Annotated in this window: 19 protein-coding genes; 18 read left to right on the top strand and 1 reads right to left on the bottom strand. The window is 67.8% G+C overall.

What is annotated here, in order from left to right:
* Positions 1-239 precede the first annotated feature (239 nt).
* The 15 genes from ACFFJG_RS01670 to ACFFJG_RS01600 all read left to right on the top strand — a co-directional run bounded on the left by ACFFJG_RS01670 (position 240) and on the right by ACFFJG_RS01600 (position 18,235).
* A complete protein-coding gene (locus tag ACFFJG_RS01670; RefSeq protein ID WP_378516880.1) occupies positions 240-1,553 on the top strand; it encodes a DUF3500 domain-containing protein in 1,314 nt (437 codons plus the stop codon).
* A 312-nt stretch (positions 1,554-1,865) separates the two neighbouring features.
* Positions 1,866-2,921, top strand: coding sequence for a LacI family DNA-binding transcriptional regulator (locus ACFFJG_RS01665; RefSeq protein WP_378516879.1), 1,056 nt, complete (start codon positions 1,866-1,868; stop codon positions 2,919-2,921).
* A gap of 103 nt (positions 2,922-3,024) precedes the next feature.
* Positions 3,025-4,095 carry a sugar ABC transporter substrate-binding protein gene (locus ACFFJG_RS01660; RefSeq protein ID WP_378516878.1) on the top strand — a complete coding sequence of 357 codons (1,071 nt, stop codon included), beginning with the start codon at positions 3,025-3,027 and terminating at the stop codon, positions 4,093-4,095.
* A 38-nt stretch (positions 4,096-4,133) separates the two neighbouring features.
* A complete protein-coding gene (locus ACFFJG_RS01655; RefSeq protein WP_378516877.1) occupies positions 4,134-5,651 on the top strand; it encodes a sugar ABC transporter ATP-binding protein in 1,518 nt (505 codons plus the stop codon).
* Positions 5,652-5,796: 145 nt separating this feature from the next.
* A complete protein-coding gene (locus tag ACFFJG_RS01650; RefSeq protein WP_378516876.1) occupies positions 5,797-6,735 on the top strand; it encodes an ABC transporter permease in 939 nt (312 codons plus the stop codon).
* Between the two features lie 50 nt (positions 6,736-6,785).
* On the top strand, positions 6,786-7,589 hold the full coding sequence (locus ACFFJG_RS01645) for an enoyl-CoA hydratase/isomerase family protein (RefSeq protein WP_378516875.1): 804 nt from the start codon (positions 6,786-6,788) through the stop codon (positions 7,587-7,589).
* Positions 7,576-9,102, top strand: coding sequence for an aldehyde dehydrogenase family protein (locus tag ACFFJG_RS01640; protein WP_378516874.1), 1,527 nt, complete (start codon positions 7,576-7,578; stop codon positions 9,100-9,102). Before ACFFJG_RS01645 ends, ACFFJG_RS01640 begins: the two co-directional genes overlap by 14 nt.
* Positions 9,099-9,857, top strand: coding sequence for an SDR family NAD(P)-dependent oxidoreductase (locus tag ACFFJG_RS01635; protein WP_378516873.1), 759 nt, complete (start codon positions 9,099-9,101; stop codon positions 9,855-9,857). The genes ACFFJG_RS01640 and ACFFJG_RS01635 overlap by 4 nt, the downstream gene beginning before the upstream one ends.
* A 59-nt stretch (positions 9,858-9,916) precedes the next feature.
* Positions 9,917-11,536 (top strand): acyl CoA:acetate/3-ketoacid CoA transferase, encoded by a 1,620-nt coding sequence (locus tag ACFFJG_RS01630; protein WP_378516872.1) that lies wholly within the window; start codon positions 9,917-9,919, stop codon positions 11,534-11,536.
* Positions 11,533-12,750 (top strand): dihydrodipicolinate synthase family protein, encoded by a 1,218-nt coding sequence (locus tag ACFFJG_RS01625; protein WP_378516871.1) that lies wholly within the window; start codon positions 11,533-11,535, stop codon positions 12,748-12,750. The genes ACFFJG_RS01630 and ACFFJG_RS01625 overlap by 4 nt, the downstream gene beginning before the upstream one ends.
* Positions 12,747-13,583 (top strand): sugar phosphate isomerase/epimerase family protein, encoded by an 837-nt coding sequence (locus tag ACFFJG_RS01620; RefSeq protein ID WP_378516870.1) that lies wholly within the window; start codon positions 12,747-12,749, stop codon positions 13,581-13,583. The genes ACFFJG_RS01625 and ACFFJG_RS01620 overlap by 4 nt, the downstream gene beginning before the upstream one ends.
* Positions 13,584-13,618: 35 nt before the next feature.
* Positions 13,619-14,626, top strand: coding sequence for a glycerate kinase (locus ACFFJG_RS01615; RefSeq protein WP_378516869.1), 1,008 nt, complete (start codon positions 13,619-13,621; stop codon positions 14,624-14,626).
* Positions 14,627-14,631: 5 nt separating this feature from the next.
* Positions 14,632-16,236: a GMC family oxidoreductase gene (locus ACFFJG_RS01610; protein ID WP_378516868.1), complete on the top strand. Its 1,605-nt coding sequence runs from the start codon at positions 14,632-14,634 to the stop codon at positions 16,234-16,236.
* Positions 16,233-16,970: an SDR family NAD(P)-dependent oxidoreductase gene (locus ACFFJG_RS01605; RefSeq protein WP_378516867.1), complete on the top strand. Its 738-nt coding sequence runs from the start codon at positions 16,233-16,235 to the stop codon at positions 16,968-16,970. Before ACFFJG_RS01610 ends, ACFFJG_RS01605 begins: the two co-directional genes overlap by 4 nt.
* A gap of 650 nt (positions 16,971-17,620) precedes the next feature.
* Positions 17,621-18,235, top strand: coding sequence for an FUSC family protein (locus ACFFJG_RS01600; RefSeq protein WP_378516866.1), 615 nt, complete (start codon positions 17,621-17,623; stop codon positions 18,233-18,235).
* Between the two features lie 49 nt (positions 18,236-18,284).
* Here the strand turns inward: ACFFJG_RS01600 and ACFFJG_RS01595 are convergent, their stop codons facing one another.
* Positions 18,285-19,541 (bottom strand): DUF1479 domain-containing protein, encoded by a 1,257-nt coding sequence (locus ACFFJG_RS01595; RefSeq protein ID WP_378516865.1) that lies wholly within the window; start codon positions 19,539-19,541, stop codon positions 18,285-18,287.
* Positions 19,542-19,660: 119 nt separating this feature from the next.
* Here ACFFJG_RS01595 and ACFFJG_RS01590 point away from each other — a divergent pair, with 119 nt between their 5' ends.
* The 3 genes from ACFFJG_RS01590 to ACFFJG_RS01580 all read left to right on the top strand — a co-directional run bounded on the left by ACFFJG_RS01590 (position 19,661) and on the right by ACFFJG_RS01580 (position 22,645).
* Entirely contained in the window at positions 19,661-20,824 is a 1,164-nt protein-coding gene (locus ACFFJG_RS01590) for an ROK family transcriptional regulator (protein ID WP_378516864.1), read from the top strand.
* 16 nt (positions 20,825-20,840) lie between these two features.
* Positions 20,841-21,155: a Dabb family protein gene (locus tag ACFFJG_RS01585; protein ID WP_378516863.1), complete on the top strand. Its 315-nt coding sequence runs from the start codon at positions 20,841-20,843 to the stop codon at positions 21,153-21,155.
* Positions 21,156-21,352: 197 nt separating this feature from the next.
* A complete protein-coding gene (locus tag ACFFJG_RS01580; protein WP_378516862.1) occupies positions 21,353-22,645 on the top strand; it encodes an ABC transporter substrate-binding protein in 1,293 nt (430 codons plus the stop codon).
* The last annotated feature ends 14 nt before the right edge of the window (positions 22,646-22,659 follow it).

The raw sequence follows: 22,659 nt of genomic DNA, 5'->3' as shown, positions 1-22,659 counted from the left end.
GGTCAAGCGGGTACGGGCCTGAATCGAGGAGTAGATCAAGATGAGCACTCACAGCCTGCGACAGGCCGCGCGCCGCGACGCCCGGACGGTGGCGTCGGTGTGACGCACTCCACCGCGAGGCAGATACGGATGCTCGATGCCAGGTCAACCTGTGCCCGAGGGTGCCCCGCGGTTCGATCCATCCGTGTGACACAGAAGCCGCACAGGAATCGCACAGACGGCGACGCGACCGTTGCGTCATGACGACCTCAACCTCCACGTCCCCCCGCCGTCGCCGATTCGCCGGCATCGCTTCGATGGCGCTGGTCAGCGTGCTGGCACTCGGTGGGTGCGGGAACTCCACCGACTCGACGGCCGCCGACGCCACCACCTCTACCTCGGCGTCCGCGACAGCGTCGTCGGGCTCGGTCAGCTCGGTCTCCACATCCAGCACCACCGAGGACGCCACCACCACCGCCGACACGATCTCCGACACCGCAGCCGCTGCCCAGGCCTTCCTCGACACCCTCAGCGAGGATCAGCAGGAGACGGTCCTCTACGCCTACGACGACGAGACCAAGACGACTTCGTGGTCGAACTTCCCGGTCACCTTCGTCCAGCGCGCCGGCCTCGACCTCGCCGACCTCACCGACGAGCAGCAGGCCGCCGCGCTCGAGGTGCTCGAGAGCCTGTTGAGCGACGAGGCCTACGAGACGGTCACGGGCATCATGAACGGCGACGTCTACCTCCACGAGAACAGCTCCTCGACCGAGGCGTCGCTGGGGCAGTACTACATCGCGTTCTTCGGTGACCCGTCCGACACCGGCGCCTTCGAGGTGCAGTTCGGTGGCCACCACCTCGGTATCAACGCCACCCTCGACGGGTCAGCCGACGACGGCACGGGCGCCATCACCTTCGCACCCACCCACCTCGGCGTGCAGCCAGCCGTCTACACCGACGAGGACGGCAACGAAGTGCAGCCGTTCGACGGTATCTACACCGACGCGTTCGCATTCTTCGACAGCCTCACCGACGAGCAGCAGGCCACGCTGACCTCCGGCGACGTCACCATGTGCGCGCCCGGTGACACCTGCGACTTCACCACCGGTGACGGACTCACCGGCGCCGACCTGACCGGCGAGCAGCAGGACCTGCTCCTCGACCTCATCGCCAACTGGGCCGGGATGGCCGACGAGCAGACCACCGCCACCGAGCTCGCCGAGATCGAGGCGACGCTCGACGACACCGTCATCGCCTGGTCCGGCGAGACGACCTACGACATGTCCACCGGTGACGGCATCAACTTCTCCATCTCCGGACCCAACGTCTACGTCGCCTTCCAAGCCCAGCAGGGCTCCGCCGGTGCCGACGTCAACGGCGTGAGCACGTCCGGGTGGGGCCACGTCCACACCATCTACCGCGACCCGACCAACGACTACGCCGGCAGTGTCACCCAGCAGGCTGCGAGCGGAATGGGCGGCGGGGACATGGGTGGTACGCCCCCCGGTGACGGTGGTACGCCCCCCGGTGACGGCGGTACGCCGCCGACTGACGCGCCGTCGAGCGCGAGCTGAGACCGGAGCCGGCCCGGGCATCCCCCGCCTGGGCCGGCTCCTCCCACCGAATAGCCCGCCCATGGAGGGCGATCACGCCGACCAACGAAACTCTCGATGTGGCGAGTTCCCCGACAAGCGGCAAGAGGACGCACTCGTTGCGGCAGATCCCGGACGTCGCCAGTCCTCTCGGACGCAATCCAGCCGGAGGGGGAGGGGGCATGCGGGTGCCTGTCGTTCAGCCCCGACCATCCGGTGTCGTGTGGCGCGAAGTTCTGAAAAGTCTTGCGCAAGGTCTTGACGATGTGCCGTGCGTCACGTGACACTCCTCTCATGAGAAACCGGTTTCCTGCCACGCAGAAGGTGACGATTGCAGATGTCGCCGCACGCGCCGGAGTCTCCAAGGGAACCGTGTCCAAGGTCCTCGGCGGCGGTGAGTACTACGTCGCCGACGAGACCCGGGAGAGGATCTCCGCGGCCGTCGCCGAACTCGACTTCCGTCCCAATGCCATCGCCCGCGGGCTCAAGCGCCGCCGTAGTCAGACCATCGGCGTGATCGTGGCCAGCATCGCGAACCCGCTTTACGCGGAGCTCATCTCCGGCGTGGAGGAAGCGTTGGCCGGCTCCGAGTACACCCTGATCTTCGGCAGTTCCGAGGGTTCTGCCCAAAAGGAGATGGCGGTCGTCCGCTCCATGCAGCAGCGCCAGGTCGACGGCATCGTGATGGCCTCAGTAACACTCGACGACGGCGAGGTCGAGAAGCAGATCGAGGCCGGCCTCAACGTCGTGCTCGCGAGTCGCAATCTGGCGCGAGTCGTCGCCGACGCGGTAGTCAGCGACAACCACGCCGGCGCCACTGCCGCCGTCGAGCACCTCGCCGAACACGGGCACAAGCGCATCGGCCACATCTCTGGCCCCCAGGACGTCGTGCCCTTCGCACAGCGCCGTGCCGCCTACGACGAGACTCTGTCGCGTCTGTCCCTCGAGACCTCTGACGAGCTCTGCGTGATCGCGACGGCGACGTCGCTCGAGGCCGGCGCCGATGCAGCAATCCGCCTGCTCGACTCTCACAACCCGCCCACCGCCGTGTTCGTCGGCTCCGACGGTCTGGCGCTCGGCGTGCTCGACGCCTGTGCCAAGTCGGGCGTCCGGGTCCCCGAGGACCTCGCCATCGTCGGTTTCGACAACATCTGGGTCGGACGCATGCCTGGTATCGGTCTCTCGACGGTCGAGACCGACGCTCGACGCATCGGGCGACGCGCTGCTGAACGACTGATCGAGCGCATCGACGAGACCTTCCGTGAAGGGGCGTGGCTTCACGAGCCCGAGGTCGAAGTCCTTCCAGCCACCCTTGTGGCACGCCGAACCTGCGGCTGCCCCGGGGACTAACCCGCACGGCCACCGACTATTACCAACCCATAGGAAAACGATTTCCGAACTCGGGACCAACGGTTCTCTCGACAGAGCGCCACTCCAGAAAGGCACGACCAGAATGACCCGACAGAAGCGTTTCGCGATCTTCATCGCTGTCCTTCCGCTCTTGGCGCTGGCCGCCTGCAGTTCGGCCGACGAAGTCGCTGGCGGCGGAGCCAGCGAGGACTCCAAGTACACCTACAACAGTGACGCCGCCGACGCCCAGGAACTGGAGGGGGCGAAGATGGCGGCCACGCTCGGCGATGTCGAGCCGAGCAAGGACTACCGGGTCGGTGTCATCCTCAAGGCGCTCACCAACCAGTACTGGCAGGGCATCGAGAAGGGCGCCAACGCCGCTGCTGAGGACTTCGGGGTCGAGGTGACGGTCCAGGCCGCGTCTAGCGAGAGCGCACAGACCGAGCAGCTCACCATCGCCCAAACCCTCCTGGGGCAGAACTTCGACGCCTACGTCGTGGCCCCGGAGAGCACCTCCAACCTCACCCCGGCGCTGCGCCAGATGCAGTCGCAGGGAGCACCCATCGTGAACGTCGACGACGCCCGCATCGCCGCCACGACGTACGTGGGTCCGTCCCACGAGCTCGACGGCACTCAGGCAGCGGAGGAGTTCGCAAAGCTGTTCCCGGACGGCGCCAAGGTCGCGCAGGTCGAGGGTCAGGCCGGCTCTAGCGCGGCGACCCTGCGCATCCAGGGCTTCAAGGACGGCGTCGAGCAGGCGGGAAACCTGGACCTCGTTGCCAGCGTGCCCGGCGACTGGGACCCCGACAAGGCGTTCGCTGCCGCGCAGCAGATCATCCAGCAGCACCCTGACGTGAAGGGCATCTACGCCAACAACGACACCATGGCCGTCGGCGTCGCCAAGGCCGTCAAGGCTTCGGGCAAGGACATCGCAGTCGTCGGCACCGACGGCGTCCCGGAGGCGATCTCGGGGGTACGCAGCGGCACCATGACGGCGACCGTCTCGCCCCTCGCCTACTGGGAGGGCTACTGGGCCGTCGAGTCCGCCGTGCGCCTTCTCGAGGGCCAGGACGTCCCCGCGTGGATCGTTGCCCCGGCGCAGCTGATCACGAAGGACAACGTCGACGAGTTCTACGACAAGGACGGGCAGGTCCTCACCGACCTGTTCAACTGACCGAACTCCCGCCAGCCGATCCCCAAACGGAGACTTCGATGACTGCCACCGCGAACCCTACGCCCGACACAGCGGCCGGAACTCCGGCTCTGGAGGTGAAGGGGCTGACCAAGTCCTTCCCAGGCGTCAAGGCCCTGACTGAGGTCAGTTTCGCCGCCTACCCGGGCGAGGTTCACACCCTCCTCGGCGAGAACGGTGCCGGGAAGTCGACCCTCCTCAAGACGGTGTTCGGAGTCCAGCTTCCCGACTCGGGGGAGATCTGGGTCGACGGACGCCAGGTCGACTTCCAGCGCCCCTCGGACGCCATGGAGGCCGGCATCGCGATGGTGCACCAAGAGCTCAGCCTGGTTCCGCAGCTCACCGCGATGCAGAACCTGGTCCTTGGACGCGAACGCAGCCGGGCCGGAATCATCGACTGGCGAGAGGCACGGGCACGGGCACGGGCAGCGCTCCAGAGGTTGCGCTTCGACGCACCGATGGACGTGCCCGTGTCCCGGCTCAGCGTGGCGCACCAGCAACTCGTCGAGCTGGCTCGCGCGATCAGCACCGACGCGCGCACCATCATCATGGACGAGCCGACGGCCTCACTGACCACGGCCGAGAGCGCGCGCCTGTTCTCGATCATCGCGGACCTGAAGTCGTCCGGTACTGCCGTCATCTACGTCTCGCACCGGCTCAAGGAGGTTCTCGAGCTCAGCGACCGGGTGACCGCGCTGCGCGACGGTCAGCTGGTCGGAGTCCGTACTCGAGCCGAGCTGAAGTCCGAGGAGGACCTCGTGCACCTGATGGTCGGGCGCAACCTCGCCGCGATCGGTGTCCCTCCGGGCGACGTGGAGCCGGGGGAGGAGCTCTTTCGTGTCGAAGGAGTCACGGTGCCCGGTGTCGTCGAGGACGTCTCGGTCACCCTGCGCCGAGGAGAGATCGTCGGGATGGCCGGGATGGTCGGTGCCGGTCGGACCGAGTTCGCCCGGGCGGTGATCGGGGCCGACAAGCGCACTTCCGGTGATATCTACGTCGCTGGCCGCAAGGTCCGTATCCGCCGCCCCGGGGATGCCATCGCCGCGGGTATCGCGCTGCTGACCGAGGACCGCAAGCACCAAGGCCTGGCCCTGGACATGAGCACTGCATCCAACGTCACGCTGATGGACCCGCCCGCGAAGGGCGGATTCCTCAACCGCCGTGAGCAGCGCACCAACGCTGTGGAGGCGCTCAAGCCCCTCAACACCAAGATGCAGGTCGACCGGCCGGTGCGCACTCTGTCGGGAGGCAACCAGCAGAAGGTGGTGCTCGCGCGCTGGCTGCGCACCAAGAGCGAGGTCTTCATCTTCGACGAGCCCACCCGCGGCATTGACGTCGGCGCCAAGGGCGAGATCCACGCGATCATGCGTGGCCTCGCCGAGGCCGGCAAGGCGGTGCTGATGATCTCGTCCGATCTGCCCGAGGTCCTCGCCATGAGCGACCGAATCCTCGTCATGCGGCGCGGCCGCGTCGTCGCAGAGCTGGACCGCTCGGAGGCCACCGAAGAGGCGGTGGTGCGTCATGCCGCCGCCGAGTGAGTCCCGCGAGCCCAGTTCCAGCGTCCCCCAAGGAGAAAGCACCATGTCCCAGCCCACGATAACCACCTCCGGAGCCACCCCCGGAACCGGTTCGGGAGCCAGTCCCGGCACCGAGACCGCGCCGCAGACGGGTCGAGGAGTCGACATGCGTGACCTCGCGGGTCGTGCCGCTCGTCAGGGCGGCCTGATCGCCGTCATCATCGTCTTGGTCATCGGCTTCGGCATCGCCAAGCCGTTCTTCCTCGACGGCAGCAACCTGATGAACGTGCTGCTCCAGGCCGCCGTGGTGGGTATCCTGGCCCTCGGTCAGACCTACGTCCTCCTCACCGGCGGCATCGACCTGTCGATCGGGTCCACGGTCGCCGTCACCGCTGTCGTCGCTGGCCTGCTGTCCCACGATGTGCCGGCAGTCCTCGCCGTCGTCGGCGCGATCCTCGTCGGTGCACTGTTCGGCCTCATCAACGGCGTGCTCATCACGACAACCGGGATCACCCCGTTCATCATCACGCTCGGCACCATGAGCATCTACGCGGGACTCGCGCTGATCATCGCTGGCGGCCAGGCCGTCTACGGCATCCCGGTCGCGTTCGAGAACACGCTGGCCGGAGGCATCGCGGGACTCCCGATCCCGGTCTTCTTGTTCCTCATCCTCACCATCATCTCGGCGCTGGTACTGCGCTACACGCTGTTCGGGGAGTACCTCATCGCCATCGGCGGCAACTCTGAGGTCGCCCGGCTCGCCGGCATCCGGGTGGGCAAGCACACCGCCACCGCCTACGTCGTGGCCGGCGCTGGCGCCGGACTGTGCGGCGCGATCCTCACCGCGCGCCTCGGCGCGGCCGACCCCACCCTGGGCGCCGACCTGCTGCTCGTCGCGATCGCTGCCACCGTCATGGGCGGCACCAAGCTCGAGGGTGGTCAAGGCTCCATGGCCGGCGCTGCGTTCGGCGCCATCCTCATCGCCACCCTGACCGCCGGGCTGACCTCACTCAACGTGCAGGCCTTCTACCAGCAGGTCGCCGTCGGCGCCGCAATCATCCTCGCCCTGCTCGTGGACAAGCTCGCCAAGTCCCGCCGCGCCTGACCGGCGCCCGAGACCAAGCAGCAGATCACTCCACACGAAGGAGCACCCCCATGCCGGTGTCGCTGACCATCGACCCAGACGGCGTCGCCCATCTGACGCTCGACCGACCCGAGAAGCGCAACGCTCTCGACAACGCCATGGTGGCGTCCCTGCAAGCGCAGATCGACTTCCTGGCACACCGCGACGACGTCCGGCTCGTGGTAGTGCGCGGAACCGGCGGCACGTTCTGCGCCGGAGCCGACATCGCCGACTGGGCCACCCCGTCCAACGCCACTGCGGCGAAGCAGTCCATCAGCGGCAACCGGGCCTTCGACGCCCTCGCCGCACTGCCGCAGCCCAGCATCGCGGTGCTCGAGGGCACCACCGTGGGCGGTGGCCTCGAGCTCGCCATGGCCTGCGACCTGCGGGTGGCCGCCGACAACGCGGTCATCGGGCTGCCCGAGCTCGGCTTGGGCAACCTGCCCTCCTGGGGCGGAACCGCACGGATCGTGGCCGTCGCCGGACTCGGTGTCGCCCGCCACCTCCTGCTGTCCGGAGAACTGATCACCGGGACCCGAGCAGCCGAGCTGCACCTCGTCACCACCTCGTCCACCACCGGAATGCTCGATGACGCCATCGCAGCGGTCGTGAACCGCCTGCTCGCCGCAGAGCCCCAGGCAGTCGCGTTGGCGAAGGCCAACCTCGCCACCTTCGACCAGCGCCTGCCCGCCGAGGACGCGATGGCCGCCTACACCGCAGGCCTGGACTCGTCGCGTCAGCGCAAGCAGGACTTCCTCGACCGCAAGGCCGCAGCCAAGGCCGCACGCACCAACCCCACCAATGCCCCGGAGGCAACCACCCGTGTCCAGTCCTGACCTGTCCCTCATCGGCAACGCCCTCCTCGAGAACCGTGACGGTGTCGCTGTCATCGGCTCCGTCATCGCCGGCGAAGCCATCCCCGCCGCCGAGGAGATGTCCGCCCGGATCAGCCCCGCCACCGGCGCGCCGCTCTTCGTGGGCGGCGACGCGACCGACGCACCTGTCGAAGCAGCCGTCGCCGCAGCTCGCACGTCGTTCCTGACCGGTGCGTGGGGCAAGGCCACCGGCCGCGACCGCGCCCGAGTGCTCGCCCGCACCGCCCAGCTGCTCGACGAGCGCTCCGAGGAGATGGCACGCCTGCTCGTCGCCGAGACCGGCAAGCCCATCCGCGAGGCCCGCGGTGAAGTCGGCGCGGCTGTCAACGCGTTCGAGTACTTCTCCGGCCTGGCCCGCGACATCAACGGCCGTACCCTGCGCGATGTGGGGGAGAACGTCTTCGCGTTCACGCTGCGTGAGCCGGCCGGCGTCGCCGGCCTCATCGTCCCCTTCAACTTCCCGCTCGGCATCCTCGGTCAGAAGCTGCCCCCCGCACTCGCCGCTGGCTGCACGGTCGTCATCAAGCCCAGCCCGCTGACGCCACTGACCGCCCTCGCAGTGGCCGGGATGCTCTACGAAGCCGGCCTCGAGCCGGGTGCCCTGTCGGTAGTCATCGCCGAAGGTGTCGCTGGCGCGACGATGGTCAGTCACCCGCACACCGACGTCATCAGCTTCACCGGCTCCACCACGACCGGCAGGCACATCGCGGCACGCGCCGGCACCAACCGCCTCAAGCGCGTAGCGCTCGAGGCTGGCGGCAAGACGCCAGTGATCGTGACCGCCAACGCCGACCTCGACAGCACCGTCGAGGGCCTGCTGTTCGCATCCTTCTTCAACCAGGGCCAGGTGTGCGTGGCCGGATCACGCATCATGGCCGACCGGAGCATCGCCGACGAGCTCACCCAGCGCCTCGCTGCCCGGGCGGCGCAGATCCGCCTCGGTGACCCCTCGGACGAGGCGACGGAGATGGGCCCGCTCATCTCCCAGCAGCACTTCGACGGCGTCTTGGCCTCGATCGGCAAGGCGACCGGTGAAGGCGCGACCCTCGTCGTTGGCGGCGAGGCTGCGACCATCGACGGCACGGACGCGACCCCGTACCTACGGCCCACCGTCCTAGCCGCGGACTCCGACACCAACTACGCCGTGCGTGAGGAGTTCTTCGGCCCGGTCACCACCGTGCAGACCTTCGACGGCCTCGGCGAGGTCCTCGACCGCGCCAACGACCAGGTCTTCGGCCTGGCCGCGTCGGTGTGGACCCAAGACGTCGATGAAGCCTTCGACCTCACCCTCGCCCTCAACACCGGCACCGTGTGGATCAACGGCTCCACCGACGCATTCCCTGAGATCCCGTTGGGCGGCCGACGCGACTCCGGGTACGGCGCCGAATTCGGTCGCGAAGGCATGGAGTTCTTCACCGAGAACAAGACCGTTCAGCTACGTCGCGGCGCACGTCAGACGTGGTACGACCGATGAGTGACGCCACCAGCCTGGCCGGACGCACTGTCCTGGTGACAGGAGCACCCGGCGGACTCGGGCAGGAGATCTGCCGCGAGTTCGCTCGCCAGGGCGCCCACGTGGCGATCCACCACCTCGGTCAGGCCGAGCAGGCCGCGGCCCTCGCAGTCGAGCTCGAAGCCCAAGGCGCCAAGACCGTCGTTGTCGAAGGCGACGTCACCGACTGGGACGCCGCGGCGGCGTTCGTCGCCGCCACCGAGGACGCGCTCGGCCCGATCGACGTGCTGGTGAACAACGCCGGCTACATGGCCGCCGGTCGCATTCTCGACATGACGCTCGAGGAATGGCGGCGCACGCTCAGCATTGACCTCGACGGCGTCTTCATCGTCTCCCGTCACGTCGTCGGCGGGATGATCGAGCGGGGCAACGGCAGCGTGATCAACATGTCCAGCCAGCTCGCAGCCAAGGGTGCCGAGGACTTCAGCAGCTACTGCGCAGCGAAGGCCGGAGTGCTCGGCCTGACCCGCGCCATGGCGCGCGAGCTCGGGCCCACCGTGCGCGTCAACGCCGTCGCCCCCGGCCCCATCACCACCCCGATGACTGCCGCGTCCTTCGACGACGAACTTACCCGCCAGCGCACTGCCGGGCTGGTCGCAGGACGGATGGGCCAAGCCAACGAGGTTGCTCCCGCAGTCGCGTTCCTCGCCTCCGACGGCGCCTCGTTCATCCACGGACAGACGCTTCACGTCAACGGCGGCGGCGTCATGGCCTGAGCGTTGCGAGCCCACCCGCACCCGAACCCCCCACCTCCCGAAACCCACGAGGAACCCTGATGACCACTCCTGGCACGGCCCGCCCCTCCCGCCGAGTGCGCGGCGGACCGCTGTTCCTGAGTGCCGACGAGGCCATCGCGATGGTCCAGCCCGGCGACACCCTCGCCATCGGCGGCTCAGGCGGCGGACTCGTTGAGCCCGACCTGCTCATCTCCACCCTGGGGCGACGATTCGCCGAGACCGGCGATCCCAGTGGCCTCACCCTCGTACACACCACCGGCATCGGTGACCGTGCCGGCGGCGGCATGGACCACCTCGCCCACCCCGGCCTCGCCCGGCGAGTCATCGCAGGCAACTGGGGGATGGCGCCCCGGATGAGCGAGATGGTGATCGAGAACCAGTTCGAGGCCTACAACTTCCCGCAGGGCGCGATGAGCCAGCTGTTCCGCGAGATTGCCGGCGGACGCCCCGGTCTGCTCACCCATGTAGGCCTCGGCACCTTCTGCGACCCACGCATCGAAGGCGGCCGACTCAACGACGTCACCACCGAGGAACTCGTTCAGGTCGTCGAGCTCGCCGGTCGCGAGTGGCTGTTCTACCCCCGCATCGACCTCGACGTGTGCTTCATTCGCGGCACCATCGCCGACGAGAACGGCAACATCTCCCTCGAGCAAGAGGCCGCCAACCTCGAGATGCTCTCGATCGCTCAAGCCACCCGGAACAGCGGCGGCTTGGTCATCGCCCAGGTCAAGTACGTCGCCCGAGCCGGGTCCCTTCCGCCTCGCTCGGTCGAGATCCCGGGCATCTGCGTAGACGTCGTCGTGGTCAACAAGGACCAGCGCCAGACAATCACCCACGATTACAACCCCGCCTTCTCCGGGCAGATCAAGCAAGCACTCAGCCACCTCGACCCGTTCCCACTCGACCAGCGCAAGGTCGTGGCCCGCCGCGCCCTCGCCGAAATCCGCGACGGAGACGTGGTCAACCTCGGTGTCGGCATCGCCGACGGCGTCGCCTCGGTGGCCGCAGAGGAAGGGTGGTCGGACCTGTTCACCCTCACCGTCGAGCAGGGCCTAGTCGGCGGCGTCCCAGCTCGCGGCGTCATCTTCGGGGTTGCCACGAACCCCATCGCGGTGATGGACCAGCCCTACCAGTTCGACTTCTACGACGGCGGCGGCCTCGACATCACCTTCCTCGGCTTCGCGCAGATCGACCGCCGCGGCAACGTCAACGTGTCGAAGTTCAGTAAGCGCGTCGTGGGCACCGGCGGGTTCGTCAACATCTCCCAGAACGCGAGCACGGTCGTGTTCTGCGGCACCTTCAACGCCGGAGGCCTCAATGCGGTCCCAGGAGAAGGCACCCTCGACCTGCGCTCCGAAGGCCGCCACGGCAAGTTTGTCGACGAGGTCGAGCAGATCACCTTCAGCGCCGAGCAGGCACAACTACGCGGACAGCGGATCCTCTACGTCACCGAACGTGCCGTGTTCACCCTGGGTGACTCCGGTCTCCTGCTCATCGAGATCGCCCCGGGCATCGACCTCCAGCGCGACGTGCTCGACCAGCTGCCTGGCCCGGTCGAGGTGTCGCCCAACCTGCGCACCATGGACGCCTCGCTCTTCACCGACCAGCCCCTGGGCGAGGAGTGGCGCCGCGTCGTCATCGAAGGAGAGCACGCATGACCAGCGCCAACGCCAGCAGTAGGACCGGCACGATGGAGCCCCTACTGCTTCCCGCCTCAGACGGCACCCTGACGCCCTACCGTCTGCGACCGCGCAGCGAGGCCTTCAACGCCGAGCTGACGGGCAAGCCCGCAACGCGGTCGGTCTACGCCGCGGCCCACGTGGTCGCCAACCCGTTCGTCGACCCAACTGACCGCGGCACCGCGAACGAGATCGACTGGAACGCCACCATGGCGTTCCGCCGCCACCTCATGAGTTTGGGGCTCGGGGTCGCCGACGCGATGGACACCGCACAGCGCGGCGGCGGCCTTGACTGGACCCTGGCCAAGACGCTCATCCAACGCTCGGGAGCAGAGGCACGCGCCATGGGCGGCAATCTGGTCTGCGGCGCCCTGACCGACCAGCTCGCGCCCGGCCAGATCTGGCCGCTCGAGCAGCTCGTTGACGCCTACCTCGAACAGGCGACCTGGATCCGCGAGTGCGGAGGCGTGCCCGTGCTGATGGCCAGCCGTCACCTCGCCGCCGCCGCCGCATCTGTCGCCGACTACGAGCGCGTGTACGACGACGTGCTCCGCCAGGTCGACGGGCCAGTGTTCATGCACTGGCTCGGCGAGGCCTTCGACCCCTCACTGCGCGGCTACTGGGGCACCACTGACCTTGATGCGGCGGCCGACACGTTCCTCGCCATCATCGGGCGGCACAGCGCGAAGGTCGCCGGCGTGAAGATCTCCCTGCTCGACGAGCAGCGCGAGGTCGACATCCGACGCCGCCTCCCTGAAGGCGTGCTCATGCACACCGGTGACGACTTCAACTACGTCCCCCTCATCGCCGGCGACGGCCCCGACGGCCACGACCACAGCCACGCGCTTCTCGGCGTTTTCGACGCCCTCGCCGTACCGGCCCGCGCTGCACTCGCCAGGCTCGACGACGGTGACATCGGCGGCTTCGCTGCGATCCTCGAGCCCACCGTGCCGCTCGCACGCCACCTGTTCACTGCCCCCACCTCGGCGTACAAGACCGGCGTCGTGTTCCTGGCGTGGCTCAACGGCCACCAAGACCACTTCCGGATGGTCGCGGGCGCCGAGCTCCAACGCTCGGTGCTGCATCTGACACGAGTCCTGACTCTGGCTGACGAGGCCGGCGCCCTGGCCGACCCGGACCTGGCTCACGCTCGTATGCGGAGCTTCCTAGCCACAGTGGGGATCGAGTCGTGAGCCCGACTCCTGCGGCCGACGCCCGGTTGAGCATCAACCAGGCCACCGCCCAGACCACCGCGGCGGAAACCTTCCTCGAGGCGTGTGCGGCAGGCGGCGTCCGCGCCGTAGCGCCGTGGCGGCACCAGTACGTCGGCGGCCAGGCCCGCACCATGCGACGCGCCCTGGACCAGCACGGACTCCGCGCGTCCAGCCTGTGCCGCGGTGGCTTCTTCACAGGTACCCGCCCGGCCGACGAAGCTGCGCGGGACAACCGGGCGGCCGTCGAGGAGGCGGCCGAGCTCGGTGCCCCGATCCTCGTCCTCGTCTGCGGGCCGGTCACCCCTGCCGGCCCGGCAGTAGCCGTCGACGCCATCCGACGCGGCATCGAAGAACTCCTGCCACACGCGGTCGAACACGACGTCACCTTGGCCGTCGAGCCGTTCCACCCCATGCTGGCCGCCGAGCGGTCGGCGATCGTGACCCTCGATCAGGCCATCTCCCTCGTCGATGCCTTCGACCACCCCCGACTCGGCGTGGCCGTCGATACCTACCACGTGTGGTGGGACCCGGACATCCTCAACGCCATCGACCGCTCCCGCCACCGCACGGTCGCGGTGCACGTCGCGGACTGGCTGGTCCCCACCACCGACCTCCTTGCTGGACGTGGCCTGCCCGGCGACGGCATCGTCGACCTGAGCCAGCTCCTGCGCACGCTGGAGGAGACCGGGTACGACGGTGACGTCGAGGTAGAGGTTATGAACCCAATTGTGTGGTCCACGCCAGTGGACGAGGTCGTGGCCGACGTGCGTACCCGCATGCGCACCCTGCTCCCCGTGCAGGCGCCCGGATGACCACGCCACTTGCGAGCTGCGATGAGGCGCTGCGCGTGCTCGTCGCCCCCGACTCCTTCAAGGGCACGATGAGCGCCATCGTCGTCGCCGAGGCGCTCGCCGACGGCGTGCGGCAGGCAGGCGGGCTTCCCGTCGTGTGCCCGGTCGCAGACGGCGGCGAAGGAACCCTCGCCGTCCTCGAACCCGTCATCGGCGGCACCCGCGTCCACATCACCGCCACCGCGCCCGACTCACGCCGTGTACCAGCATGGTTCCTGCTCTCTGCCGACGGAAGCACCGCCGTCGTCGAGACCGCCACCGCCAGCGGCCTGCACCTCGTCGACCCCGAGACAGTGGACGCGTTTGCCGCGACCAGCGCAGGTACCGGGGAGCTTCTCGCCGCTGCGGCAGCGGCAGGAGCGATCACGATCCTCCTGGGTGTAGGCGGAAGCGGCTGCAGCGACGGGGGACTCGGTGCCCTCGCCGCGATAGATGACGCAGGAGGCCTGGGTGACGCGCGCGTGACCGTGCTGTGCGACGTCACCACCTCCTATGAGGAGGCGGCCCGCATCTACGGCCCACAAAAGGGCGCCGACCCCACTACCGTGGCTCGACTGACCGACCGCCTCAACAACACGGCCGCGTCGCTCCCGCGCGACCCGCGCGGCTTCGCGAAAACCGGGGCCGCCGGTGGCCTCTCGGGTGCTCTGTGGGCACGCCATGGCGCGGACCTGGTCTCCGGCATCGACCGTGTGCTCGAGGAGGTCGACTTCGCTCGGCTGCTCGCGGACGCCGACCTCGTCCTGACCGGCGAGGGACGCCTGGACGCCCAGACCAGCGAAGGGAAGGTGGTCGCTGGTGTGGTCCGCTGGGCCACCCGGGCCCACGTACCCGTCCACGCCGTCGTCGGCCGCAATGACGCTCCCGCCGACCTGCTGACCACCCTCGGACTCGCCAGCGCCACCGAGGCCGGCGAACCCGACACCCTCCGCGACAGCGCCGCCACGCTCACCAGGCACGCAACTCGTACCTCTCCCGATCCGCGCACGACATCAAGGAAGTGACACCCATGAGCTCCTACACCTACATCGTCATCGGCGCCGGCGCGGCCGGCTGCGTGCTCGCCAACCGGTTGAGCGCTGACCCCTCGAACACGGTGCTCCTCCTCGAGGCCGGTGCCAAGGACAACCACCCGCTGCTGAAAATCCCGGCCGGCTTCGCCAAGCTCATGGGCACCAAGGCGAACTGGATCTTCGACACCGCGCCGCAGAAGCACCTCAACGAGCGCTCGATGTTCCTGCCGCAGGGCAAGGCCCTGGGAGGGAGCACGTCGGTGAACGCGATGCTCTACGTCCGCGGCAACAGGCTCGACTACGACGAGTGGGCCGAGATGGGCTGTGAGGGCTGGTCCTACGACGATGTCCTGCCCTACTTCAAGGTCCACGAGCGCAACGAGCGTCTGGCCGACGAGTATCACGGCATCAGCGGCGAGCTCAACGTCGCCGACCAGGTGCAGCACAACCCCACATCCCGCGCGTTCGTCCGTGCCGCGCAAGAGGCCGGGATCAAGCGCACTGATGACCCCAACGGCGCCAGCCAGGAGGGCGTGTTCTTCCACCAGGTCACCCAGCGGAACGCACGCCGCGAGAGCGCCTCGACTGCGTTCCTGCACCCCGTCATGGACCGGTCCAACCTCACTGTGCTTACCGGGGCCGAGGTGTTGAAGATCGAGGTCAAGGACGGCCGCGCCACCGGCGTGCGCTTCGTCCGTAAGGGAAAGGAAGAAGTCGCCCACGCCAACAGCGAGGTCCTGCTCGCCGCTGGCGCACTCAACTCGCCGCGCCTGCTGCTGCTCTCGGGTATCGGCCCCGCCGACGAGCTCGCCGCAGCGGGCGTGAGCGTGGTCCACGACCTGCCGGGCGTCGGCAAGAACCTGCGCGACCAGCTCGAGGTCTACATCACCCGCGAGGCGCGCCAACCCATCACTTACAGCGGCGAGGACAGGTGGGATCGCGCGCTGCGCCACGCCATCGAGTACGGCCTCTACCGCACCGGACCGGCCACAGCCACGATCACCGAGGCCGGTGCGTTCGTCAGCAGCAGCGACGACGTGCGCTCTCCCGACATTCAGCTGCACTTCCTGCCGGCCTACGTGGTGTGGAAGGACGGGGCCCGCAACGCCGAGAAGATCGCCGGACACGGAGTCACCCTGCTGGCGTGCAACATCCGGCCCATCAGTAGCGGCGCCGTCACCATCACCTCACCCGACCCCAGCATGCCGGCCATCGTCGACCCGAACTACATGTCCGACGAGCGCGACATGGACGTCGCAGTCGAGGGTTTCAAGATCATGCGCCGCGTCTTCGAGCAGCCGGCGTTCAAGGAGTTGCTCAAGGACGAGCAGCTGCCTGGGCCGTCGGTGCAGACCGACGAAGAGATCCGCGAGTTCATCCGAGCCTGGGGCAAGACCGACTACCACCCGGTGGGTACATGCAAGATGGGTGTCGACGAGCTGTCCGTGGTCGACCCGAAGCTGAAGGTGCACGGGCTCGAGGGCCTGCGCGTCATCGACTCCTCCATCATGCCCACCATCATCAGCGGCAACACCCAAGCCCCTTCCATGATGATCGGTGAGAAGGGTGCGGCCATCATCCTGGGCTCGGGGCCGGCGTGATTGACCTGACAGGTCGCACAGTTTTGGTTGCAGGCTCCTCACGAGGCATCGGCGCCGCCGCGGCGCAACTTGCGGCACGACTGGGTGCGAGGGTCGTCGTCCACGGGCGCACTCAGTCCAATGCCCTCATCGAGCTTGCCCGCGAGCTGGACGCGGAGATGATCGCCTGCGATGGGACAGACTCAGCAGCCGTGCACGCGGCTGTGAACGGTCTCGTGGCCGACGATGTGGTTCCAGACGCCCTTATCTGCACGCTCGGGGCGGTCGCATCTACCCCTCCTCTGGAGCCCGACGAGCTCGGCTGGATCGACATGTTCCGCGCGAACGTCCTAGCACCGGTCAACTTCGTTCAGGCTCTAGCGCCGCACCTGCTGGCGCGGGGTGGAGGGTCCGTCGCGCTGGTGTCCTCCATCCGCGGACATGACAACCTCTCCAGTCCGGACACCCTGGCCTACGGTGCCGCGAAGGCGGCGGTGGAGAACGTCACGGCAGGCTTCGCGAAGGAACTGGCACCCGCCGTGCGGGTCAACGCAGTGGCTCCAGGGTTCTCGCTAACGGACATGTCAGCCACCTGGACACCCGAAGTGCACAGTCAAGTCGGAACGGCTTTGCTGGGTCGCGCCGCACGGCCGGAGGAGATCGCACAGGCTCTGGTGTTCCTCGTCAGTGACGCGGCCAGCTTCGTGACCGGGCAGGTCCTGCTCGTCGACGGCGGGTTCGAGCTAGCCGACTGAGAGCTCTGGCAGGTAGGTGCGAAGCATGCTACGGGCTTCCTGGGTTCGATGGGCTGCGGCTCTGGAGACGGTGGCACCGCGCCCAGACGCTGCTACAGCGAGCGGGGGTGCGGCGCACTCTCCAACGGCTTCTACGCGGTACCTGGATTTGTGTCGCGGTTGGTGTCGCGGCTGGAGTCGCGGTCGGGCATCCGCACGCCACCATAAAATGGTGGCCTCGCGGCGCTGCGCGAAATGGAATCGGGTGATGAGCTATCGGGCGTGAACGGGCCACCTCATCAAGTCAGGTCCTGCGGGACCTGGTCGAGGTGCGCGCAGCCCCAGGCAGCTGGCGAGTAGCGCTGAGGGCTTCGCTGACTCTTGCGGCCGGCTTGACCTCGATTGCCCTCATCGGACGTCTCGACCTCGCCGCTTACGTCTCCTTCGGTGCCTTCGCCTCGGTCTACAGCGGCGCCAGCACGGTCGGATCGAGGTGGAGTGTGCAGGCGCGCATGGGGGTCCTGCTCACATTGGCAGTGACGACTGGGGCGTTCGTCGCGACGTTGGACCAGACGCGTTGGTGGCTGGTCCCGGCAGCGGCCGGGTGGGCCGCACTGGGCCAGGGCTTGTCATTGCGTCACGCATGGCGTCCGCCCGGCCCACTGTTCGTCGTGTTTGCCGTGGCCACCTCGTCATCGATTCCCACCCAGCCCGGCGACTTGCCCGTCGTCGTCCTAGCCGTTGCGACAACTGCCGCTGTGGCAGTCCTCTTCGGTGCAATAGAGGAGCGCGCTTGGTCGCTTCACAGCCCCGAAGGCAAGCTCGAAAGGCCACACGACTGGGACTGGACATCCATGCTCGTCTGCGCCGCAGCCGCCTTCCTAGCGGGCCTATCGGCCACCATGCTCGGCCTCTCCCATCCTGCGTGGGCGGTGGTAGCCGGCGTGGTCCCGTTCGCGGCAGTGGTCCGACGGGGCCAGCTGGTTCGAGGAGTGCAGCGGGTCCTGGGCACGGCTGTGGGCCTGGTGTTGGCCGTACCACTGCTGGCGGTGGAGGATCCGCCCTGGTTCCTGTTCGTGCTCGTCATCGCTGTTCTGCAGGGTGCAACCGAGCTCGTAGTGGCACGCCACTACGGACTGGCGCTCGTGTTCATCACTCCTCTGGCTTTGCTGCTCACGCAGTCTGCTGCGCCGGAGCCAGTCAGCTCCCTGCTGGCATCGAGACTGATTGAGACGGTGCTTGGAGTCACCATAGGCATCACGGTCGGGCGCGTGAACCGTCGCTGAAGCACGCGAAAGCCCCCGCACCGGGTGCGGGGGCTTTCGCGTAGAGAGGTCAGCCGAGGTCCATGCCCCGTCGTCCGGTCTCGTTGAGCTGCTCGACCTGGAAACGGTTGGTCCAGTTCCGCTCGTAGTGCTCTTCGGGGAAGTCGCCGGGGCTGGAGCCGGTGATGAACGCCTCGCGCACCGTGGCCGCGTACTTCTCGTTGCGCTCGCACCACGGAGCGGCCGGGATGTACATGACGTTGCCCCATCCTTGCTGGTCCTTGATCGGCGCGACGCTGTGGATCATGTCGCAGTGCCACCAGACCGAGTCGCCAGCGCGCACGTCCGGGATGCCGCTGAGCGCCTCCATGAGGAGCGGGTGCCACTTCTCGCTGGCCGGGAAGACCTGGTTAGTGGTGACTCCACACATGTCGTCCTCGGGGACGTCGTCCAGAAGCGGTCGGAGCATGAGGTAGGCCATCGCCTCCGGGATCGGGACGGTGTGAAGCACTCCTTGGTCGTGCGCCATGTCGGAGAGCGCGGTCCAACCCTGGAAGGTGCGGAAGGCGGAACACATGGTCGACCCCGGGTACTGAGGACCGGAAGTGCGGTACGCCGCGTCCCACGGGTCGTACTCCTCGATGGTGCCGTCGAAGAGATGCCGGAACGCCTTCTGGTAGGCCTGCGTCATCCAGAGGTCGAGCGTCCCCGGGTCGGAGTGCGTGCCGAGGCCGCCCGAGTCCGCGCCCGGGGGGCGGCGTCGAATGCGGTCGGGATACAGGGAGTCGCGGTCGGGGTCGAACCACTGCACCCCTTCGCTCTCGCTCTTCCACTGGGAGTTCAGGAACGACTGCACGTTGGCCATGCGCTCGCTCTGCCGGGCCTCCATCTGCGCGGCGGACCAGTAGATCGGGTAGATCTCGGGCTTCGATCCGACGCTGCCGAAGAAGTCGTCGCCAGGGCCGCGGTAGTCCTCGAAGAAGTTGTTGCCGTCGACGTAGTCCACGATCTCGGCGTCCCAACGGCGTGCCTGCTCGTGCTCGAAGTGGCCGCGAACCACCAGGCAGCCGCGACGTCGCAGCTTGTCCAGCTGAGCCTGGCTCACGGTGCCGTTGGCGATGTCGGCGTAGTCGATGATGGGCCAGATGGCCTCACCGCGCTCCCTGTCGGCCTTGATCTCTGCCACGCGGTCGGCCACGGCCTGCTCAGCGACCGCGAACACCTCGTCAACGGAGCGTCCCGAAGCCTCGATGTTGCGACGGAGCGCGGTCTTCACCTCGCGGATCGCCGCGGGCAGGTCCTCCGGAGGGGTCTCCCAGTGAGGCACGCTGTGAGTCGGTTGCGATGCAGTCGATGTCATGTTCACGTCCTTCGGTTAGGACTCTTTACAATACAGATCCGAACGGCGTCCGGCAAGGGCGCACAGGTGGTGACTACGATCGGGACATGTCGGCCAAGCCCTCGCTCGATCTGCTGCGCTCGCTGACCGAGGAACACATCCTGCGGGCCTTGATGAGTGCAGGGAAGTTGACGAGGTCCGACATTGCCGCGCTGACTGGGATCTCTAAGCCCACCATCTCGGGTGGAGTCCGACGATTGACCGAGGCCGGCCTGGTGTTGGACACCGGAGAGCGGACAACGGGCCGGGGCCAGGCGGGCTCCTACTACACGCTTTCGCCGACCTGTGGAGCGGTGCTGGTCATGAGCATCAGCCCCAACGGGGTCGTCGCTGAGGCGATCGACGCGTTTGGGGAAGTCAGCGCAAGGTCGACCCTGCTGTTGGGACGTGACGTGCCGGTCGACCAGGTCGCCAAGGCGGTCCGGGCCACGGCCGCCCAGATCAGCAGCGCCACGGTGCTTCCATTGCGGACGGCCGTACTGAGTGCCGCAGACCCGGTTGATCGCGTGACCGGCAGGCTGGTCCACCTGCCCGACGCTCCCTTTCTGGTGGGCGACCTCGACCCCGTTACCGCGCTGGCCGGTCTGGTCGAGGGGCCCGTCATGGTGGACAACGACGTGAACTGGGCGGCACGGGCTCAGCACGCGGCCGACTCCGCGGTGAAGTCGGACAACTTCCTCTACCTCCACCTTGGTGAGGGTCTCGGCTGCGCAGTGGTCAGTGATGGGGACGTGTGGCGCGGGCACTCGGGGCTCGCCGGCGAGGTGGCCCACCTCGTCACATGGGGCCCGGACGGACGAGCCATGCACTTGACCGAGGTATTTGCCGAGCTGGGTCTTCGCCGAGAGTCCTCGACGGCCATCGACGTCGAGGCGCTGCAGGCTCGCATCGGGGCGGATGGCCCAGGCCCGGACCTTCTCGCAGTGATAGCGCGCGCGATCGTCGGCGCGATGATGGCAGCCATCGCCCTGGCTGACCCCGAGTGCATCGTCGTGGGCGGGAGCTGGGGACGAAGCACCTTGGTGATCGAGGCGCTCGGCGCCGAGTTCGCCCGGCTGCCGCGGCAGGTGGCAGTCGTCGGTACGACGCTCGGCGCCGATCCTGACTTCTGCGGGGCACGCGACGCAGGACTGGACCAGTTGCGGGACCTGATCGTAGGGGAGCTCAGGCGCGGCGACCTCGACACGACTGATGACGTGGCGGTGCTGTGAGCCCGAGCCCATCCTCATGATCCGGCACTGCGTCTTCGTCCGATTCCGTCCCGACATCCCATCTGCTGTACGTGCGACCATCTTCGGCGACATCGCCTCTGTAGCCGAGCGCATGCCTGGACTCGTGGCAGCGCACGTCGGCGCTAACGTGAGCCCGGAGCACGGGATGGATAAGGGATTCTCAGAGGGATTCATCCTCGACTTCCTCGATGCAGGCGCCCGAGACGCCTACCTGATCGACCCCGAGCACCAGCGGATCGGGGCCCGCCTCGTAGCCGCGGCCGATTCCGGCGCCGACGGGATCTTCGTCTACGACCTGCAGATCTCCTGAGTTCTCACTGAGCCAGGAGCAGCGGTTTGCGCCTGCTGCGCTCGTGCACATTCGCGCGCCTCGACTTTGTCACGAGAGTGTCTCAACTCGTGGACCGGTAAGGACTACTTACATTTGCGTGTATGGTCCCTCCAACCGCCGGGATGTGATGCAGATCGCACATAAGGCGGTCAGCAGCGCACACCCAAGGAGATGCAGTGATCACAAAAAGGACAGCCAAGGTGGCGGGCGCTTGCCTCGCCCTCAGTCTCGCGGCGGCCGCTTGCGGCGGCTCGGGTGACACCGGCGGAGGCGGAGGGGGCGGAAGCGACTCCAACGGAGTCGAGGTGTTCTCGTGGTGGACGTCCGGCTCGGAGTCAGAGGCGCTGCAGGTGCTCATCGACAAGTACGACACCGAGACCGGCGGTGAGGTCAGCAACGCCGCCGTGTCCGGGGGAGGCGGCGCCAACGCACGCCAGGCCCTGGCCACGCGCCTCCAGGGCGGGGACCCCCCGGACAGCTGGCAGCTGCACCCCGACCAGGATCTGTTCGCCGCGGTCGCCGACGGCTCGGTTGCCGACATCACGAGCACCTTCGAGGACAACGGCTGGGTTGACGTCATCCCGCAGGACGTGCTGGACATGCTTGCTGTCGACGGGAAGTACTACGCGGTGCCGGTGAACGCGCACCGCGGGAATGTGCTGTGGACCAGCCCGAGCGTTCTCGAGGAGAACGGCATCACTTGGGACGACTCGACCACACCCGACCAGTTCATGGCAGATGCCAAGACGCTCTCCGATGCCGGTGTCACGCCGGTGTGCCTGGGGGACAAGGACGTGTTCGCAGCCTCGCAGCTGCTCGAGACGCTGATCATGGGCCGGGTGGGAGGCGACGGCTGGAACTCCCTGTTCTCCGGTGATCTGTCGTTCGACGACGCAGACGTGAAGAGTGCCGTTGAGGACTACGTGGACCTGGTGGACATGGCCAACGAGGACCACTCCGCGCTGACCTGGGACCAGGCGGCCGTCATGGTGGGCGAGGGCGACTGCGCAGCCAACCTGATGGGCGACTGGGCCTACGGCGAGCTCCTCAACAAGGGCTTCGTCGAGAACGAGGACTTCGGCTACGTGACCATGCCCGGTACGTCGGAGGTCTTCGACTACGTAGGAGACGCCTTCGTCAAGCCGGCCGAGAACGCTCCCAACGCCGAAGGCGAGGACGCATGGCTGTCCCTGCTCCTCGACCCCACCGTTCAGGCTGACTTCAACCTCAAGAAGGGCTCGACGCCGATCCGCACCGACGTGCCGTTGGACGACTTCCCGCCGTACCAGAAGGGCGCCGCAAACGACTTCAGGTCCAAGCAGATCGTCAGCTCCCTTGCTCACTTCCAGGTCGCTCCGGCCGAGTTCGCACAGGCGTACGCCGACGCAGTCACAGCGCTCAACGGTGACGGCAACGTCGACTCCTTCCTTGAGTCGATGACTGCTGCTCAGAGCAGCCTTCTCGGCTGAGGTCTTCCGAACCA

The organism is Nocardioides zeicaulis, from assembly GCF_042432345.1.
Lineage (GTDB): Bacteria > Actinomycetota > Actinomycetes > Propionibacteriales > Nocardioidaceae > Nocardioides > Nocardioides zeicaulis.
This window is presented reverse-complemented; position numbering and strand designations above follow the sequence as displayed.

Bases quoted from the DNA above. Each gene is read 5' to 3' on its own strand.
- ACFFJG_RS01665 (WP_378516879.1), top strand. From the start codon at position 1,866: ATGAGAAACCGGTTTCCTGCCACGCAGAAGGTGACGATTGCAGATGTC.
- ACFFJG_RS01625 (WP_378516871.1), top strand. From the start codon at position 11,533: ATGACCAGCGCCAACGCCAGCAGTAGGACCGGCACGATGGAGCCCCTA.
- ACFFJG_RS01585 (WP_378516863.1), top strand. From the start codon at position 20,841: ATGATCCGGCACTGCGTCTTCGTCCGATTCCGTCCCGACATCCCATCT.
- ACFFJG_RS01650 (WP_378516876.1), top strand. From the start codon at position 5,797: ATGCGTGACCTCGCGGGTCGTGCCGCTCGTCAGGGCGGCCTGATCGCC.
- ACFFJG_RS01590 (WP_378516864.1), top strand. From the start codon at position 19,661: ATGTCGGCCAAGCCCTCGCTCGATCTGCTGCGCTCGCTGACCGAGGAA.
- ACFFJG_RS01655 (WP_378516877.1), top strand. From the start codon at position 4,134: ATGACTGCCACCGCGAACCCTACGCCCGACACAGCGGCCGGAACTCCG.
- ACFFJG_RS01635 (WP_378516873.1), top strand. From the start codon at position 9,099: ATGAGTGACGCCACCAGCCTGGCCGGACGCACTGTCCTGGTGACAGGA.
- ACFFJG_RS01670 (WP_378516880.1), top strand. From the start codon at position 240: ATGACGACCTCAACCTCCACGTCCCCCCGCCGTCGCCGATTCGCCGGC.
- ACFFJG_RS01610 (WP_378516868.1), top strand. From the start codon at position 14,632: ATGAGCTCCTACACCTACATCGTCATCGGCGCCGGCGCGGCCGGCTGC.
- ACFFJG_RS01630 (WP_378516872.1), top strand. From the start codon at position 9,917: ATGACCACTCCTGGCACGGCCCGCCCCTCCCGCCGAGTGCGCGGCGGA.
- ACFFJG_RS01645 (WP_378516875.1), top strand. From the start codon at position 6,786: ATGCCGGTGTCGCTGACCATCGACCCAGACGGCGTCGCCCATCTGACG.
- ACFFJG_RS01660 (WP_378516878.1), top strand. From the start codon at position 3,025: ATGACCCGACAGAAGCGTTTCGCGATCTTCATCGCTGTCCTTCCGCTC.